The organism is Mycobacterium sp. D16Q16, assembly GCF_002013745.1.
Classification (GTDB): Bacteria; Actinomycetota; Actinomycetes; order Mycobacteriales; family Mycobacteriaceae; genus Mycobacterium.
Window position 1 is genome coordinate 14,138 of the sequence record NZ_MAEY01000002.1, and the last position, 16,953, is coordinate 31,090.

The window sequence follows — 16,953 nt, forward strand, 5'->3', positions numbered from 1 at the left end:
TATGTTGGGTCGAGTGACGGACCCTGTGAAAATCACATTGACCGGCGCTCCCGAGACGATGCTGGCCACCTTGTACGGCCGCGCGCAAGACGCCACATCCCCTAATTCGGTTCTTCATGACCACTACGCCGCGGACGCCGTCGCGCGTATCGACTACGACTTCTCCAAAACCAAGATCAAAGGCACCCAGGCAATCGGGGTAGCGCTGCGCGCGCGCCAACTCGATGTCTGGACCTCGGAGTTTCTCACCGTCCACCGGGAGGCGACGGTGCTGCATCTGGCCTGCGGGCTGGATACCCGCGTCTTCCGGATCAATCCGCCCGACACGGTGCGCTGGGTCGAAATCGACTATCCCGAGGTGATCGCGCTGCGGCGCGCGCTGCTCCCCGAGCGTGCCGGTGACTATCGGATGGTCGGAAGCTCGGTCACCGATGAGGCATGGCTCGACAGCATCCCGGCCGACCGGCCGACCCTCGCGGTATTCGAGGGTTTGACCATGTACCTGACACCCGCCGACGGCCAGTCCCTGATCCGGCGGATCACCGGCCGATTCCCCAGCGGACAACTGGCCTTCGACTGCTACGGCAGCATCGGGATCACGCTGCAGAAGCTGGTGCCCGCGGTGCGCAACGCGGGTGCCACCCTGCACTGGGGGATCGACGACCCCGGGCAGATCGAAGCGCTGCATCCTGGGCTGCGCTGCGTCGACGACTTGCGCAGCACCGACGTGGCAGGTGAGGAGCACCTGCCACTATCGGGCCGCATCCAGATGAAGGTGATCTCGCACATCCCCGCCCTGCGTGACATCGGCAGGATCATGCGGTTCAGTTTCTAAGCGCGAGCGGTCACGGTGCGTTGAGGACGACCATGGCCCTGCCCTCGGCCACCGACTCGAGGGTCCGCAGCCTCAGCAGCTCGGGGTTCTCCCGCAGCAGCTTGGCGGTGTTCGCCATCGAGCGCAGCACTGCCGCGTCGGAGCGAGCTCGTTCCAACTGAGCCTTACCCGCCTCTCGCGCCAGCAGCGGCTCAGCCAGTGCCTTGCGCACTTCGCCGGACAGCATGATGTCCTTGACGACGAACCACGTCACCGTTACACCGAGCTCTGCTACTTCTGCCGCGAGTCTTGCGACAGCGTCCGCACCCAGAATCTGACCCCGCCGAGCCAGCAGCTCATCGAGAGTCAGTGCCGCGACGGCGTCACGCACCTGCAGCTGGGTGCGCAGGTAGATGTTCCAGTGCGCCGAACCGCCCTCGGCCGTAGCGAAAACGCTCGGGTTGGACACCGTGTAGTTGACCGCCGCCGATACCTTCACAGAGAAACCGTCAACGGTCAGCACATCCTGGCCAGCAACTTGCACCGACTGAGTTCGCATGTCCACAGTGACCAAAGTGTCGGTACGCGGGCGTGTGTAATGAACGCCAGGTGCCAGCACCGCCTCGAACACACCTTCGCGGTACAGCACACCACGCTGCCACTCCATGATCGTGACCTTCTGCCCGAAGATCCAGTCCCACATACTCATTCTTTGTTCACCTCTCTTACCTATTTTTGTCGTAATTCAGTTGTGGAGGAACGGCTTCCGGACAGCATCGCGAGCCGGTGGGAGGAATCGCCACAGCGCTCCCCGCAGGACCGAATCGCGAGCCCTGCGGCGCGCAGCCCGGAAGCCGTCCCGTGCGGGACTCGAACCCACTAGCCTGAAGAGGGCGTACCAGTAAGGCGAAGGCCCAACACGCGGTACGCCGACCGGCGATGCCGGGGCGCCGCTTGATCTCCGCGTGAGCAAAGATAGCGAACCGCGCCTATTGCGCGCATCCGATTTACTTCAGTCGTCTTCGGTGGCCCAGAAATGGCGTGGCTGGCCGGACCACTTACCCTGCAGCCACCACAACACCTCGATCACCACGGCGGCCGCGATGCCGATGCCCAGCGCGGGGCCGGTGACGGCCAGATTGCTCGGATCAAGCATGAATGTCTTTCGCGCCAAGGGAATCGCAAAAATCACCGCGTAGCCCAGCCCGGAGCATGTCACCAGCGCCACCCGCCACCACCGATAAGGGCGAGCCACCACCGCAAGTACCCACACCGCCGCTACCAGCTCGGTGATCAGCGCAGCGGTCGACGCCTGCGTGCTGTTGCCGGTGACGTGCAAAATCTGACGAGCCAACAGGTAGGACAGGAACGTCGCGACGCCCACCGTCACACCCGACGGAATTGCCGACATCATCACCCGGCGCACGAATCCTGTCTGTGCGCGTTCGTTATTCGGCGCCAACGACAGGATGAACGCCGGGATACCGATGGTGAACCAGGCCGCGATGGTGACGTGAATCGGCTGGAACGGGAACGGCACCGCGCCGTAGTGGAAGACCTTCGAGCCCAGCCCCGCGAGCCCCACCGTCAGCGCCAGCAGCACCGAGTACACCGTCTTGGTCAGAAACAGGTTGGAAACTCGTTCAATGTTGCCGATAACGCGCCGACCCTCGGCAACCACATAGGGCAGGGTTGCGAATTTGTTGTCCAACAAGACAATCTGAGCCACCGCGCGTGAGGCGGAGCTACCGGCACCCATCGCGACACCGATATCGGCGTCCTTGAGCGCGAGCACGTCATTGACGCCGTCACCGGTCATCGCGACGGTATGGCCATGCGATTGCAGAGCCTTGACCATCGCCCGCTTCTGGTCGGGCCGTACCCGCCCGAAGGTGGTCGCATCCGCAAGAGTGTCGGCCAGCTTGTCGGTATCGGTGGGCAGGGTGCGCGCGTCCACGGCGGCGCCGGAGAGCCCCAGCGTCTGGGCCACAGCGCTCACCGAGACCGCGTTGTCGCCGGAGATCACCTTGATCGAGACATGCTGGGAAGCAAAGTAATCAAGGGTGTCGCGGGCATCGGGGCGGATCTTCTGCTCCAACACCACCAGTGCGCGCGAGGTAATCGCACCGGGCGCGTGGGCGTCGTCGACGGACAATTCCGCCGAGGCGAGCAACAGCACCCGCAGACCCCGGGATCCGATCTCCTCGGCGGTGGTGGCGACGGGGTCGGCCGGATCAAGAAGTACATCGGGGGCGCCGATCACCCAGTTGCCATACTCGCCGTAGGAGGCACCGCTCCACTTCTTGGCCGACGAAAAGGGAGCGATCGCAGTCGATTTCCAGCCCGGCGGGGAGTCGTACGCCTCCGCGATGGCGGCGATGCTCGCATTGGGTCGCGGATCATCGGCCGCGAGTTGCGATAGCGCCGTCAATGCGTCCGCGTGATCACCGTCGGCGCCCAGTTTCTTCACATCCGAGAGCCGCATGCCGTTCTCCGTGAGGGTGCCGGTCTTGTCGGCGCATACCGTGTCCACTCGAGCCAGACCCTCGATGGCGGGCAGCTCCTGCACCAGGCATTGGCGCCGCCCCAGTCGAACCACACCGACCGCGAAGGCAATTGACGTCATCAACACCAGGCCTTCGGGCACCATCGGGACCAGCGCGCCCACCATGCGAAGCACCGATTCCTGCCAACTGTCATCTGTGGTGAACAGCTGGGTGTAGATAACCAGCGCGCCCGCGGGCAGCAGTAGGTACGTGATGAACTGCAGAATCTTGTTGATGCCATTGCGCAGTTCGGAATGCACCAAGGTGAACTTCGAGGCTTCCTCAGCCAGCTTGGCCGCGTAGGCCTCGCGCCCGACCTTGGTCGCCCGATACGCACCGCTGCCGGCGACCACGAAGCTCCCCGAAAGCACGGGGGAACCCACGGTCTTATCGATGGGATCGGCCTCACCGGTCAGCAGCGACTCGTCGACCTCGAGAGCGGCCTCCTCGATGACCTCGCCGTCCACCACGATCTGATCGCCGGGCCCCAGCTCGATGATGTCGTCGAGAACCACGTCGTTGGGCGCGAGCGCCATGGCCGCACCGTCGCGCCGCACCACCGGCCGGGTCTGGCCGACAATGGCGAGCTTGTCGAGCGTCTGCTTGGCGCGTAGCTCCTGAATGATGCCGACGGCGCTGTTGGCAATGATCAGCAGGCCGAACGCGCCGTTGATGACTGAGCCGGTAGACAGCACGATGATCAGCAGCACACCGAGGATCGCGTTGATACGGGTGAAGACATTGGCTCGCACGATGTCCGACACACTGCGTGCCGCACGAGACGGGACATCGTTGGTCTTCCCCTGCGCTACGCGCTCAGCGACCTCGGCGGCGGTCAATCCACCCGACGTCAACTCCTCGATCGTTGCCACCCCTGCACAGTAGCGACCGGCGACCGCCTGGCACGGCCGCCGAGGGCGAACACCGCACGATTATTTGGGCCGATCATCCTGGCGTGATCGCGGCGAACGCGGGTAATGTCAGGTGGTATGACATCAAACGAGCTGCCGGACTGGGACGCCTCATACCAAGGTAAGAGCGAGATCTTCCAGGGTGAGCCGCCGTGGAACATCGGCGAGCCGCAACCCGAGCTGGCCGCGCTGATCGAGGCCGGCAAGTTCCACGGCGACGTCCTCGACGTCGGATGCGGGCACGCCGAAACCTCGCTGCGGCTGGCCACACAGGGACACACCACCCTCGGCCTTGACCTGTCCCCCACCGCGATCGAGGCGGCACGGACCGCGGCCGCCGAGCGCGGCCTGACCAACGCCAGCTTCGAGGTCGCCGACATCACGGACTTCTCCGGTTACGACGGTCGTTTCAACACCATCGTCGACAGCACGCTGTTCCACTCCATCCCCGTCGAAGCGCGCGAGGGCTACCAGCAGTCGATCTCTCGTGCGGCGGCACCGGGCGCGTCGTACTACGTGCTGGTCTTCGCGGTGGGCGCCTTTCCGCCCGGCATCGGCCCCAACGCGGTCACCGAGGACGAGCTGCGTGCGGCGGTCGAGCCCTACTGGGTGATCGACGAGCTGCGCCCGGCGTTTATCCACTCAAACATCCCGGCCGTCATTCCGGGTGTCGACTTCCAGATGCCCGTATTCCACAAGGACGAGAAAGGCCGCAACAAGCAGCCCGCGTTCCTGCTCCAAGGGCACAAGGGCTAAGAAAGACGCCACCAGCCGTCGGGGGCGGCGGGCCGCTGCGCATCGGCCCGCTGCCCGGGCTTGGGCACCACGACCGTGACACCCTGCTCGCCGGCGGCGGTAAGCACCCGCTCGATCGGCTCGTCCCACGGATGCAGTGCCAGGTTGAACGTCGCCCAGTGAATGGGCAGCAATGGCGCCTGAGAGGTCGCGAGATCCCGGTGAGTTTGGACGGCCTCTTCGGGATTCATGTGGATATCCGGCCACTGGGTGTTGTAGGCCCCGACCGGCAACAGGGTGAGATCAAAGGGCCCGTAGGTATCGCCAATGACCTTGAACGCCTTGGTGTATCCGGTGTCGCCACCGAAAAACACCTTGTTCCTGGGCCCGGCGATGACCCAGGACGCCCACAACGTGGTGTTGCGGGCAAGTGATCTGCCCGAGAAATGCCGGGCCTGCGTGCAGGTGAGCGTGAGCTTTCCGAGCTGATGGCTCTGATCCCAATCGAGCTCGATGACCCGTGCCGGTGAGACACCCCAACCGCGCAGGTGCGCCCCGACCCCGAGTGGCACCACGAACACCGCGTTCTGGCTGCGGGTCAACGCGATGATCGAGTCCATATCGAGATGGTCGTAGTGGTCATGACTGATCACCACGGCGTCCAGCGCGGGCAACGCCGATAGCTCCAGGGGCACCGGATGCTGGCGGTGCGGCCCTACGGCACGGGAGGGCGAGCAGCGGTCGCTCCACACCGGATCGGTGAGCACCCGATAACCATCAACCTCCACGAGCACACTGGAATGCCCGAACCAGGTAACCGCTAAATCCGCTGGTGGACCGGCAAGCTCGGGGACCACCAGAGGCACCTCCCCCTTGGGGCTGCCAGCACCCTGCCGTGTCAGCAGTCCGCGCAACAGAGAAGTCGGATCCGCATCGGGGACAAACTGCCGCGCCGGCTCGGCGTTATGGAAGGAACCGTTCCGGTATTGCGCCGATCCCTCGGCAACCTCGGCGATGCGTTCCTTGCTGGCGCCCAACGTCCGCGGGACGTCACGCAGGGCGCGACCGATCCACGTCGACGCAAGAGCTGCGCCGGCGCCAACCCAGAGCGCCCGCATGCTCAGGCTCCCTGAAAGTTGGGAGGACGCTTCTGGATTCGTGCGACCTGAGCCTCGATGATGTCTTGGCTGCTCCAGGCTTTGTCGAACAACACCTTGTGCTCGGGCAGCTGATCCTCGAACGCGCCGTCGTCGTTGAGCACGCGCTTGGCGTGCTTGAGGGCCAGCGGCGCGAACCCGGCCAGCTCGGCCGCCCACGCCTGCGCGTCGGCAAGCTCTCCGATGCGGTTGGCCATTCCGGTCTGGAAGGCGGCCTGTGCGTCGAGTGGCTCGGCGGCCAGCAGCATGCCACGCGCACGCCCGTATCCGACCAATGAGGACAGTCGGCGGATGCTCCAGTTGTCCAGGGCGATGCCGTATTTGGCGACCGGGAACTGGAAACGCGCGGTCTCGGAGACCACCCGCAGATCGGCCACCATCGCCAGCATGACACCGGCACCGATGGCGGGGCCGTTGACGGCGGCGATCACCGGGATGTCGGCAGCGTCGATGCTCTTGATCGAGTGCTGCCAGGCATCGGCGAACTTGTCGGGATCAGGGGCGCCGCTGGAAAGGTCGGCGCCCGCGCAGAACGAAGTGCCCTGCCCGGTGACGACGATGACGCGTGCGGTTTCGGCAGCCTTGCGGACCTCCTCGGCGAAGGCGAGCGCAAGCTCGTAGGTCACCGCGTTGCGTCGTTCTGGGCGCTGCAGCTCAATGGTGGTGACGGGACCGTCGCTAGTTACACCGATCATGGCGACCACCCTAATATGGCGGCCATGACTACCGTCGCCGTGATTGGTGGCGGGCAGGCCGGGATCGCGGCGGGATACTTTCTGCGGCGGCGCGGCCTCGAGCCCGGTAGCGGATTCGTCATCCTCGATCACTCCCCCAGCCCGGGCGGGGCATGGCAGTTCCGCTGGCCCACGTTGACGCTGGACAACACCAACCGCATCTATCAACTGCCCGGACTGCCCTTCGACGAAACGGGCACCATCAGGGCGTCCACCGCCATGCCCCGGTACTTCGACGAGTACGAACACCGGTACGCCCTGGACGTCCACCGGCCCGTACACGTGCGGGAGGTGCGGGCCATTTCGGGCGGGTTCTCACTCGGGACATCCGCGGGCGAGTTCACCGTCCGTGGATTGATCAACGCGACGGGGACCTGGGACAAGCCGTTCGTCCCCTTTGTTCCGGGCTCGTCCACCTTCGAGGGACGCCAGCTGCACACCCACGACTACCGCACACCCGGGGAGTTCGCAGGCCAGCACGTGCTGGTGGTTGGCGGCGGGGTGTCCGCCGTGCAGTTACTGGCCGAGATATCGATGGTCACACGCACATCGTGGGTGACCCGGCGCGAGCCGGAATTCGTCGTTGATTTCACCGTCGATCGGCTGCGTGCCGCGGTCGCCGGTGTCGATGAGCGGTCGCGCCGCGGGGAACCGCAACGCTCGGTGGTGTCCGCGACCGGACTGCCGTGGACGCCGGAGATCGCCGAGGCCTCACAACGCGGGGTGCTTGCTCGCCGGCCCATGTTCAGCCACATCACCCCGACCGGGGTCGCCTGGGCCGACGGCAGCTCACTGGATGTCGACGTGATCCTGTGGTGCACCGGATTCCGGCATGCACTGGATCACCTGGCACCGCTGCGCCTGCGCAACGGTCGCGGCGGCATCACGATGACCGGTCGGCTGCTCACTCAGGTCGCGGGACGGCCCACGATCCACCTGCTGGGATACGGGTCCTCGGCCAGCACCATCGGCGCCAACAGGGCGTCGCGCGCCGCCGTTGCGGAGCTGATGAACTATCTAGAAGGACGTGCTGCCTGAGGGCTGCAGCACGAAGCCGTGCTTCTGATCGCCCATGCTCACCTGGCAGGCGGTCAGACTGCCCGCGCCCACAGCACACGTGACGTTGCCGTAGGTGAGTTTCTGCCCGACATTGAGGACGGGCGCCTCGGGTTTGGTGCCGCAGGACCAGGCACCCTTGCTGATCTCGAACGCGCCATCGCCCTTCTGCGCCACAGTGCCCATCGGACACGTCCCCACGCCCGGAATGTTCACACCGCCCAGCCCCGGCACATTAGCGCTCGCACCACCGACACCCGGCACGTTCGGCGCACTCTGCGCATCCCCGGGAATCCCCGGCACAGCACCGTCGCAGCTCAGGCGTTGACGTGAGGTGGGCGTGATGTTCGCCGAGGCGCGGAACATGCAGCCGATTCCGTCCGGGGTCGAGAAGTGGATCGAGCGAACCGAGGAGTTCTCGTTGGTCACGAAGTACCCGTCGGGCGCCACGGCGGCGAACCCATTCAGATCGGGGAATGCGGGATCGGCGTGAGCGACAGCCGCACCCTCGGAAAGCAGCCCCAAACCAAGCACGGCGCATACGCCAGCAACGTAGGAAACCAGCTTTACAGGTACTGTTTTTGACATTCGCAAGCTTTCGGTATGGGACGCCGGATTATCAGCTTTCATGATACTGGCGACTCACGGGACAGCACCGGTGTCGGCAGATGGAAGGTTTTGAGCGCTGCATCGGGCAAGATGGCAGGCATGCCTGATGGACTTCGCGCAAGCGGCTCATCACAAGATGCCGGGCACGCCTCCCCGCGCGTGTTAGTGGTCGATGACGACGCCGATGTGCTCGCCTCGCTGGAGCGTGGCCTGCGTCTCTCCGGTTTCGAGGTGAACACCGCCAGCGACGGCGCCGAGGCGCTGCGCTGCGCCACCGAGCATCGTCCGGACGCGATCGTGCTCGATATCAACATGCCCGTGCTCGACGGTGTCAGCGTCGTCACAGCGCTGCGCGCGATGGACAACGACGTGCCGGTGTGCGTGCTGTCCGCGCGCACCTCGGTGGACGACCGGGTCGCGGGCCTGGAGGCGGGCGCCGACGACTACCTGACCAAGCCATTCGTACTCGCCGAGCTGGTAGCGCGGGTGAAAGCGCTCTTGCGCCGCCGCGGCGCGGTGGCCACCTCGTCCACCGAAACCATCACAGTCGGCCCCCTTGAGGTCGAGATCCCCGGCCGGCGTGCGCGCATCAACGGTGTCGAGGTCGACCTCACCAAGCGCGAGTTCGATCTGCTGGCCGTGCTGGCAGAACACAAGACCGCCGTGCTGTCCCGCGCCCAGCTGCTGGAGCTGGTGTGGGGATACGACTTCGCCGCCGATACCAACGTCGTCGACGTATTCATCGGCTACCTGCGCCGCAAGCTGGAGACCAGTGGCGCGCCTCGGCTGCTGCACACCGTGCGCGGCGTCGGGTTCGTGCTGCGGTCGCAGTAGTTCTGTATGACCACTCCCAGCAAGCACCGCAGCCAGCGAATCACCGACCTGGCGTACCGACTGCTGGAGAGACCCATGCGGGTCTTCTCACTGCGCACCCTGGTCGCCATCGCCGCGCTGGGCGTCATGGTGCTCGTCGTCACGCTCGGAACCTGGGTGTGGCTGGGTGTCGAGGACGACCAGAACAGCCAGCTGGACCGCCGGCTGGACTCGGTGTCCAGCCTCGGCGCCGTCTCGAGCCTGCTGAATTCGGTGATCAGTTCGGAAGGGAAGATCGACACCCCCGACGGCCTGGTGCTCACCGCCCGCGTCGCCGGGCTGACCAAGTCCATCCCCAGTGAAGTGGAATTGCCACTCTTGGAGCCCGGCTATGCCAACACCACGATCAACGGCGTCGAATACCGGGTCCGCTCGTTCATCGCCCCAGGCAACATCCCCGTCGCGGTCGGCGCTCCGATCGCCGAGACACAGCGACAGATCGACCGGTACCACATCCGCATCCTCGCGATCTGTGGCGGCGTACTGATCGGGACCGTGATCGTGGGCTGGGTGATTTCCCTCATCGTGGTGAGTCCCTTCCGGCTGCTGGCGCAGCAGGCCCGCCTGATCAACGCGCAATCCAACCCCGATGACGTGAATGTGCGCGGCGTACGCGAGGCCGTCGAGATCTCCGAGGCGGTCGAGGGAATGCTCGAACGCATCAACAACGAGCAGGAAAAGACCAAGGCCGCCCTCGAAACCGCGCGCGACTTCTCCGCGGTGGCCTCCCATGAACTACGCACCCCGCTCACGGCGATGCGGACCAACCTCGAGGTACTGTCCACACTCAACCTCAGCGAGGACCAGCGCGCCGAGATCCTCGAGGAAACCGTACGCACTCAAACCCGCATCGAGGCAACGCTTTCCGCGCTCGAGAGACTCGCACAGGGCGACCTGACCACTGAGGATGACCACGTACCGGTCGATATCACCGAGCTACTGGACCGCGCCGCGCACGATGCCGACCGCAGCTTTCCGAATGTCGAGGTGTCCCTCGTCCCCTCGTCGACCATCTTGATGTTGGGGCTGCCCGCGGGGCTGCGGCTGGTGATCGACAATGCGATCAAGAACGCTGTCCGGCACGGCGGCGCGTCAGAGGTTCGCCTCTCGGCGATCAGCACGGTGCACGGTGTGGAAATCGCGATTGACGACAACGGCACCGGCATCCCCGAAGCCGAGCGCGAGGTCGTCTTCGAACGGTTCTCACGCGGCTCAACCGCATCGCACACCGGTTCCGGATTGGGCCTGGCGCTGGTCGCTCAGCAAGCCGAACTCCACGGTGGTACAGCGGCTTTGGAGTCCAGCCCGTTGGGAGGCGCAAGACTGGTCCTGCGCCTCCCCGGGCATTAGTCCTAGCGCGCGCCGAGCAGGTCGATCACGAACACCAGCGTCTTGCCCGACAACTGGTGCCCGGCGCCTGCCTCGCCGTACGCCTGCGCCGGCGGCACGGTGAGCTGACGACGTCCGCCGACCTTCATACCGGGAATGCCGTCCTGCCAGCCCTGGATGAGTGCGCCGAGCGGGAACTCGATGGACTCGCCACGGTTCCACGAGCTGTCGAATTCCTCGCCGCTCTCGAATTCGACTCCGACGTAATGAACGTTGACGACAGATCCGGGCGCGGCCTCGGCGCCGTCACCGACGGTGATGTCCTTGATGACCAGTTCGGTGGGCGCTGGACCTGGCTGAAAATCAATCTCGGGTTTCGTCATGCCAGCAGCGTATCGTCCCGCCTCCGGTGGGCGGCCAGGCTGCTCACCGCGCGTTCCACCTTGCCGTCCACCCCGCGACTCTCTTGCGCGACGGCCGATGTCATGGTGGCGGTCAGTCGTACCCGGTCGGCACGGAACAGGTCATAGCTGTACTCGAACGGACGCCCGTCCGTGCTACGGGTTACCCGCGTGATGGCCAGCAAGGGCCTGCGATGGGGCACGTCAAGCCATTCGGCCTCACGCGGATTTGCACTCACCACTTCGATCGTCTCTGTCGACGAGTCGGCGATCAATCCGTAGCGCAGCTGACACAGCTCGTACAGGGATCCGCCGAGCGGTTGTTCCAGCAAGTCCGGAACCAGCTCGGCAGCGAAGCACGCATTGTCGACAGAGAGCGGCACCCCGTCTGCGTAGCGAAGCCGCCGCACATCGAAAACCTCTGCCCCGTCCTCGATTTCAAGAGCAGATCGCTCGGTAGGGGTGGCGGGCCGCCGGGATGTACCCAGCACCCGAGTGTCACTCGTGTGGCCACCGATATGCAGCCTGGTGGGCAGGCCAACCAGCTCGGCGACATTGCGCTGCACCACATCGGCTCGCACGAAGGTGCCACCGCCACGGCCGGTGTGACGCTCCAGGATGCCGGCGCGACTCAACGGCACCAAAGCACTGCGCACGGTCGCACGCGACACCGCGAATCGCTCGGCCATCTCGCGCTCGGACCCCAACCGCGAGCCCGGGTGCAGCGTGCCCTGCGCGAGCATCGACAGGATTCGACGCCGCACGTCTTCGGCTACCGGGCCGCCCTCCGACTCCTCCATCTGCTCAGTATCGCCGCAAGCGCGCCTACGGGTTAACCGCCTCCGGCGATTCGGGCAGCACCTGCCCGCCGTCGATCACGATGGCCTGACCGGTGATGTATGCGGCCTCATCGCTGGCCAGGAAGGCCGCCAGGTGCCCGATGTCGGCGGGGCTGCCCAACGTTCCCAGGGGAATCGAGCGCGCCATCCCGGCGATGTATTCCTCGCCCATATCCACCAAGCCCTCGGTGAGGATATTGCCGGGCAGGATCGCGTTCACCGTCACGCGCCGTGGCGCCAGTTCTATCGCCGCCGTCCGCATGAAACCCAACTGCGCAGCCTTCGACGCGCCATAGTGCGACCAGCCCGGATAGCCGGTGACCGGCCCGGTGATGGACGAGGTGAGGACCACACGACCCCGACCGGATGCGGTCAATGCCTCCAGACAGGCCTGCACGGCGTAGAAGGTGCCCTTGACGTTGATATCGAGCACCTCGGAGAGCTGTTCGGGGGTCATGGTGTCCAGTCGCGCCTCCGGGAAGATTCCCGCATTGGCGCACAGCACATCCAGCCCGCCGAAGGCGTCGACGACGGTTCGCGCGGCATCCGCACACGAGCCCGGGTCGGACACATCCAGGCGGACACCCATGACATTACCGACACCGAGTTCATCCAAGTCCCTTGCTAGCGATTGGGTCTCATCGGAAGATCGGGCGGCAACCGCAACATTGGCCCCGGCCCGCGCGAACACGGTGGCGATGCCGCGGCCAATCCCCTTGGTACCGCCGGTCACCAGCACCGACTTTGTGGACAGATCGAACATCATGTTTCCTCTCTGCGGCCGGGTTAGCCGACTCGACGACCGAAAACTGCTTCCCGCAACCATGTCCGGTCGCCGAGGTATCGCTGTGCAAGAAGGGCGGTGCGCGCCCCGAATCCGTTACTGACCCTGATCGCCGCGTCGGCATCGGCATGCGAGGCGATCCAGGCGGTGAGCATGACCCGCCGCAGCATCACGAAAACCGGGATCATGCCGAGATGGTCCTCGGAGAGGCGGCGCACTCGCTGGTAGCCATCGAGCCATTCGGCAACCGCTACCTCCGCCTCCGGAGTGTCTTCCACCCAGGACACCACGGCGCCGAGGTCCGCCATGAACCAGGACCACCCGCAATCGTCGAAGTCGATGACCGTGATGTCAGACCCCGGCCGTGCCGGGTCAACCATAAGATTGGACAGCCTCATATCGGCATGTATCAGGCCGAATCGGTCTGGGGTGTAACCGTATTCGCCGAGCCTACGGGCCATGTCCTGCACCGCGGCGTCGATCGCCATCCGGTCCCGGTCGGTCATCCCGGGGGCCTGCAGCCAGTCACCCCAGCGCGCCCGCGGGCCGAACATCGAGTCCAGGTCCCAACGAAACCGGGTGAACTCCTGCGGCACACGCCAGTGCTGGACGTGGTCGTGCATGTGTGCGGTCAGTTGGCCGAGCTTCCCGTAACCCACAACACCGGATGTTTCCTCCGCGGTGCAGCCGGGGACATAACCCATGGCATCGACGTGCAGTGTGGTTCCGCCTACGGCGACGGCGATCACATCCGATCCATTCGCCGTCGGCACGAGTTCCGGTGTGACGACAGGAGTCTCAGTGCGAAGCGCCCGCATCCAGGCCAGCTCCGAACGAATCGCGGGCAGCGTGTGGTACCCGGGCCGATGTACCCGGAGCACGATTGGGCGCTGATCATCCACCAGATATGTGGCGTTCTCGGAAAGGCTCAACAGCCGCAACGGGGTGTGCGGATCGCGACCGTATTCCGGCAGGGCGGCGTGCGCGAACGCGCTGTGGTTCGACGGTAGTCCCGGCATGGTTTCGAGTGTGCACCATAAGCGGCCGTTGAGCGGACCAAATCGGACCATTTAACTCGAACGAACCGCAATGGACCCAGCTCGAAACATCACCGAAACCAATCCGGGCGATTTCTCTGATTTCCTTTCAACCTGGGCACTAGGACGGGTATAAATAACGCCGTCGCACCAAAGCAGCACCGTTGATCTGATCGCCCAGGCTTCGCCGGTCACGGAGAACCGGTCAAGACCAGACCAAATATGGAGAAGGGATCTTCTGTGAGCGACACCATCGACCCCACCACCACTGCCACCGAAACCACCACCGAACCCGGCGGCATGCAGCGCCTGAAACCCAATGCCGTCGGCCTGATGGGAGTGCTGTTCATGGCGGTGGCCACCGCCGCGCCGATCACCGCGATGGTCGGCAACGTGCCCATGGCGGTGGGATTTGGCAACGGGGCGTACGCACCCGCCGGATACCTGGTGGCCACCATCGTGCTCACGCTCTTCGCTGTCGGTTATGCGGCCATGTCCAGACACATCGTCGCGACGGGCGCGTTTTACGGATACATCTCGCACGGCCTCGGCCGCGTCGTCGGACTGGGCTCAGGATTCCTGATCACGTTGGCCTATATGGTCTTCGAGGCATCCTTGGTCGGAATCTTCTCGTTCTTCGCGAACGACCTCTTCCATACGTTGTTCCACGCCAACGTTCCCTGGATTGTCTTCGCGCTGATCATGCTGGCCACCAACGCGGTGCTCACCTATTTCGACCTCAATCTCGCGGCGCGGGTATTAGGTGTCTTCCTGGTGACCGAGATCTTCATGCTGTCGCTGCTGGCGCTGTCGGTGCTGTTCACCGGGGGCGGGCCGCAGGGCTGGTCTTGGGAATCGCTTAATCCCCTCAACGGCTTTCACGATCTCGGTGGAGTGGTCCATGGCCCGGCCGGCCCGATCGCGGTCGCGGGTTCTGCCGGCGTCGGCCTATTCTTCGCGTTCTGGTCCTGGGTCGGGTTTGAGTCCAGTGCGATGTATGCCGAGGAGTCCAAGAACCCCAAGAAGATCATCCCTATCGCAATAGTGACCTCAGTAGTCGGTGTGGGAATCTTCTACGTCCTCGTTTCGTGGCTCGCCATCGTGGGCACCGGCCCCGACAATGCCGTTGCGCTGGCTCAAGATTCATCGACGGCCGGTGACATCTTCTTCGGCCCGGTGCAGAGCCACCTCGGGGTGTGGGCAGTCAGCCTGTTCAAGGTGCTGCTGATGACGGGTTCCTTCGCCTGCGGCATGGCCTTCCACAACTGTGCGGCCCGCTACTTGTATGCCATCGGACGCGAGAATGTCATACCCGGGATGCGCCGGACCATCGGAGCCACTCATTCGGCTCATGGCTCACCGCACGTGGCGGGATTCGTCCAAACCGCCTTCGCCACAGTGGTGGTGCTCTTCTTCGCGCTGACCCACCGTGATCCCTACACCGGGCTCTACGGGCTGATGGCTCTCCTGGGTACGACCGCGATCCTGATCGTCCAGGCACTCACTGCTTTCGCGGTGATTTCGTACTTTCATGTACAGCGGAATCACCCGGAAACAGCACACTGGTTCCGCACCTTGGTGGCGCCGCTACTGGGCGGGCTGGGCATGGTCTACGTCGTCTACCTGCTGGCCAAACATGCCTCGTTCGCGGCCGGCACCGCGGCCAGCGACTGGATCTTCGCGTCGATTCCGTGGGTGGTCGCAGTCACCGGAATCGGCGGTATCGCATTGGCTCTCACCCTTAAGTACACCGCACCGGACCGCTACGAAGACCTCGGAAGAACCGTCCTGGAGGAGGCACCCGAACGATGAGCTTTTCCAACATCATGGACTCGAACAGCTACGCGGGGGAACACGATGATCTGGCCACCGACACACTGATCTCAGCGAGAGAACGGATGCTCGGCCCGTCATACCGGCTGTTCTACGAGCGGCCGGTACACCTGGTGCGCGGACGGGGTAGCCATCTGTTCGATGCCGAAGGCAACCGGTATCTGGACGCCTACAACAACGTGGCGAGCGTTGGCCACTGCCATCCCCACGTCGTCGAGGCGGTCACCAGGCAGCTGTCCACACTCAACACTCACACCCGGTATCTCCACGAAGGCATCGTCGACTACTCGGAACGTCTCCTTGCCACCATGCCCAGCGCCATCGACCAGGTGATGTATGCATGCACCGGATCGGAAGCCAACGACCTGGCGCTGCGGGTGGCCGAGATGTACACCGGAGCAAGGGGAGTCATCGTGACCAGCGATGCCTACCACGGAAACACCGCGGCGGTCACCGCCATCTCCCCATCACTCGGCGGGAGCTCCCTTGGATCGCACGTGCGGGTGGTACCGGCACCCGACAGCTATCGGACATCAGCGGGCGACCTGGCCGCCACATTCGCCGCTGCCGTATCGGCTGCCATCGATGAATTACGCACCGCGGATCATGGTTTCAGCTGCTTGGTAGTGGACACCATCTTTTCCTCGGACGGGATCTATCCCGACCCGTCGGTACTGGCGCCGGCCGCTGAGATTGTGCGCAAGGCAGGTGGTGTACTCATCGCCGACGAGGTGCAGCCAGGATTCGCCCGCACCGGTGAGGCCATGTGGGGGTTCATTCGTCACGGTGTAGTGCCCGACCTGGTCACCATGGGTAAACCGATGGCCAATGGCATTCCGGTTTCGGCGATGGCGGCGACTTCCGCGATTCTCGCTCCGTTTTCCCGGGAAGTACCCTATTTCAACACCTTCGGAGGAAACCCGGTCTCCATGGCCGCGGCCTCCGCCGTGCTGGATGTCATCGAAGACGAGAAGCTACAGCTGCATGCCGCAGAGGTGGGTGCGATGCTGCGCACTGAGTTGCGATCCTTAGCCTCGCGTCACGTCGAGCTGGGCGACATCCGGGGTGCCGGTCTGTACACCGGAGTCGAGGTCGTCGTCGACCCCGTTTCCCGCACCCCCGACCGTGCCGGCGCGCTGCGCATCGTGAATGCGCTACGAAATCGGCGGGTATTGATCTCGGTCTGCGGCCAGGATGGCAACGTGCTGAAAGTCAGACCCCCACTGGTGTTCTCGCGATCGGACGTGGACTGGTTCTGCACCGAGTTCGAGGACGTCCTGAAAAGCGCCGTCTGA

Annotated in this window: 16 protein-coding genes; 7 read left to right on the forward strand and 9 right to left on the reverse strand. The window is 64.7% G+C overall.

Annotated features, from left to right (window positions below):
- The first annotated feature begins 1 nt into the window (after window position 1).
- Window positions 2-835: a class I SAM-dependent methyltransferase gene (locus B4394_RS04135; protein WP_078314278.1), complete on the forward strand. Its 834-nt coding sequence runs from the start codon at window positions 2-4 to the stop codon at window positions 833-835.
- 10 nt (window positions 836-845) lie between these two features.
- Here B4394_RS04135 and B4394_RS04140 read toward each other — a convergent pair whose 3' ends face one another.
- On the reverse strand, window positions 846-1,523 hold the full coding sequence (locus tag B4394_RS04140; RefSeq protein WP_078314280.1) for a slipin family protein: 678 nt from the start codon (window positions 1,521-1,523) through the stop codon (window positions 846-848).
- 303 nt (window positions 1,524-1,826) lie between these two features.
- Window positions 1,827-4,232: a cation-translocating P-type ATPase gene (locus tag B4394_RS04145; RefSeq protein ID WP_078312694.1), complete on the reverse strand. Its 2,406-nt coding sequence runs from the start codon at window positions 4,230-4,232 to the stop codon at window positions 1,827-1,829.
- A gap of 117 nt (window positions 4,233-4,349) precedes the next feature.
- Between B4394_RS04145 and B4394_RS04150 the strand changes: the two genes are divergently transcribed.
- Window positions 4,350-5,027 (forward strand): class I SAM-dependent methyltransferase, encoded by a 678-nt coding sequence (locus tag B4394_RS04150; protein WP_078314282.1) that lies wholly within the window; start codon window positions 4,350-4,352, stop codon window positions 5,025-5,027.
- Here the strand turns inward: B4394_RS04150 and B4394_RS04155 are convergent.
- Together B4394_RS04155 and B4394_RS04160 are read right to left on the reverse strand one after the other, a co-directional pair.
- Window positions 5,024-6,124, reverse strand: coding sequence for an MBL fold metallo-hydrolase (locus tag B4394_RS04155; protein ID WP_078312692.1), 1,101 nt, complete (start codon window positions 6,122-6,124; stop codon window positions 5,024-5,026). The genes B4394_RS04150 and B4394_RS04155 overlap by 4 nt on opposite strands.
- A gap of 2 nt (window positions 6,125-6,126) precedes the next feature.
- Window positions 6,127-6,858 (reverse strand): enoyl-CoA hydratase, encoded by a 732-nt coding sequence (locus B4394_RS04160; RefSeq protein WP_078312714.1) that lies wholly within the window; start codon window positions 6,856-6,858, stop codon window positions 6,127-6,129.
- A 15-nt stretch (window positions 6,859-6,873) separates the two neighbouring features.
- On the opposite strand from B4394_RS04160, the gene B4394_RS04165 reads away from it, so the two are divergent.
- Window positions 6,874-7,935 (forward strand): NAD(P)-binding domain-containing protein, encoded by a 1,062-nt coding sequence (locus tag B4394_RS04165; protein WP_078314284.1) that lies wholly within the window; start codon window positions 6,874-6,876, stop codon window positions 7,933-7,935.
- Here B4394_RS04165 and B4394_RS04170 read toward each other — a convergent pair.
- Window positions 7,915-8,541, reverse strand: a complete 627-nt coding sequence (locus B4394_RS04170) for a hypothetical protein (protein ID WP_078312690.1) — start codon at window positions 8,539-8,541, stop codon at window positions 7,915-7,917. The genes B4394_RS04165 and B4394_RS04170 overlap by 21 nt on opposite strands.
- 120 nt (window positions 8,542-8,661) lie before the next feature.
- Here B4394_RS04170 and B4394_RS04175 point away from each other — a divergent pair, with 120 nt between their 5' ends.
- Both B4394_RS04175 and B4394_RS04180 read left to right on the forward strand, forming a co-directional pair.
- A complete protein-coding gene (locus B4394_RS04175; protein ID WP_078292835.1) occupies window positions 8,662-9,396 on the forward strand; it encodes a response regulator transcription factor in 735 nt (244 codons plus the stop codon).
- A gap of 75 nt (window positions 9,397-9,471) precedes the next feature.
- Entirely contained in the window at window positions 9,472-10,785 is a 1,314-nt protein-coding gene (locus B4394_RS04180; RefSeq protein ID WP_078312713.1) for a sensor histidine kinase, read from the forward strand.
- A gap of 2 nt (window positions 10,786-10,787) precedes the next feature.
- Here B4394_RS04180 and B4394_RS04185 read toward each other — a convergent pair whose 3' ends face one another.
- From B4394_RS04185 to B4394_RS04200, 4 genes are read right to left on the reverse strand one after another with little or no spacing between them, the layout of a single operon-like run.
- A complete protein-coding gene (locus B4394_RS04185; RefSeq protein ID WP_078292753.1) occupies window positions 10,788-11,147 on the reverse strand; it encodes an FKBP-type peptidyl-prolyl cis-trans isomerase in 360 nt (119 codons plus the stop codon).
- Window positions 11,144-11,965: a GntR family transcriptional regulator gene (locus tag B4394_RS04190; RefSeq protein ID WP_078312689.1), complete on the reverse strand. Its 822-nt coding sequence runs from the start codon at window positions 11,963-11,965 to the stop codon at window positions 11,144-11,146. The genes B4394_RS04185 and B4394_RS04190 overlap by 4 nt, the downstream gene beginning before the upstream one ends.
- Before the next feature lie 25 nt (window positions 11,966-11,990).
- A complete protein-coding gene (fabG, locus tag B4394_RS04195; RefSeq protein WP_078314302.1) occupies window positions 11,991-12,767 on the reverse strand; it encodes a 3-oxoacyl-ACP reductase FabG in 777 nt (258 codons plus the stop codon).
- Between the two features lie 23 nt (window positions 12,768-12,790).
- Window positions 12,791-13,807: a phosphotransferase enzyme family protein gene (locus tag B4394_RS04200; RefSeq protein ID WP_078314286.1), complete on the reverse strand. Its 1,017-nt coding sequence runs from the start codon at window positions 13,805-13,807 to the stop codon at window positions 12,791-12,793.
- Window positions 13,808-14,065: 258 nt separating this feature from the next.
- Between B4394_RS04200 and B4394_RS04205 the strand changes: the two genes are divergently transcribed.
- Both B4394_RS04205 and B4394_RS04210 read left to right on the forward strand, forming a co-directional pair.
- Entirely contained in the window at window positions 14,066-15,637 is a 1,572-nt protein-coding gene (locus tag B4394_RS04205; RefSeq protein WP_078312711.1) for an APC family permease, read from the forward strand.
- Complete coding sequence (locus B4394_RS04210) at window positions 15,634-16,953, forward strand: aspartate aminotransferase family protein (RefSeq protein WP_078314288.1); 1,320 nt, start codon at window positions 15,634-15,636, stop codon at window positions 16,951-16,953. Before B4394_RS04205 ends, B4394_RS04210 begins: the two co-directional genes overlap by 4 nt.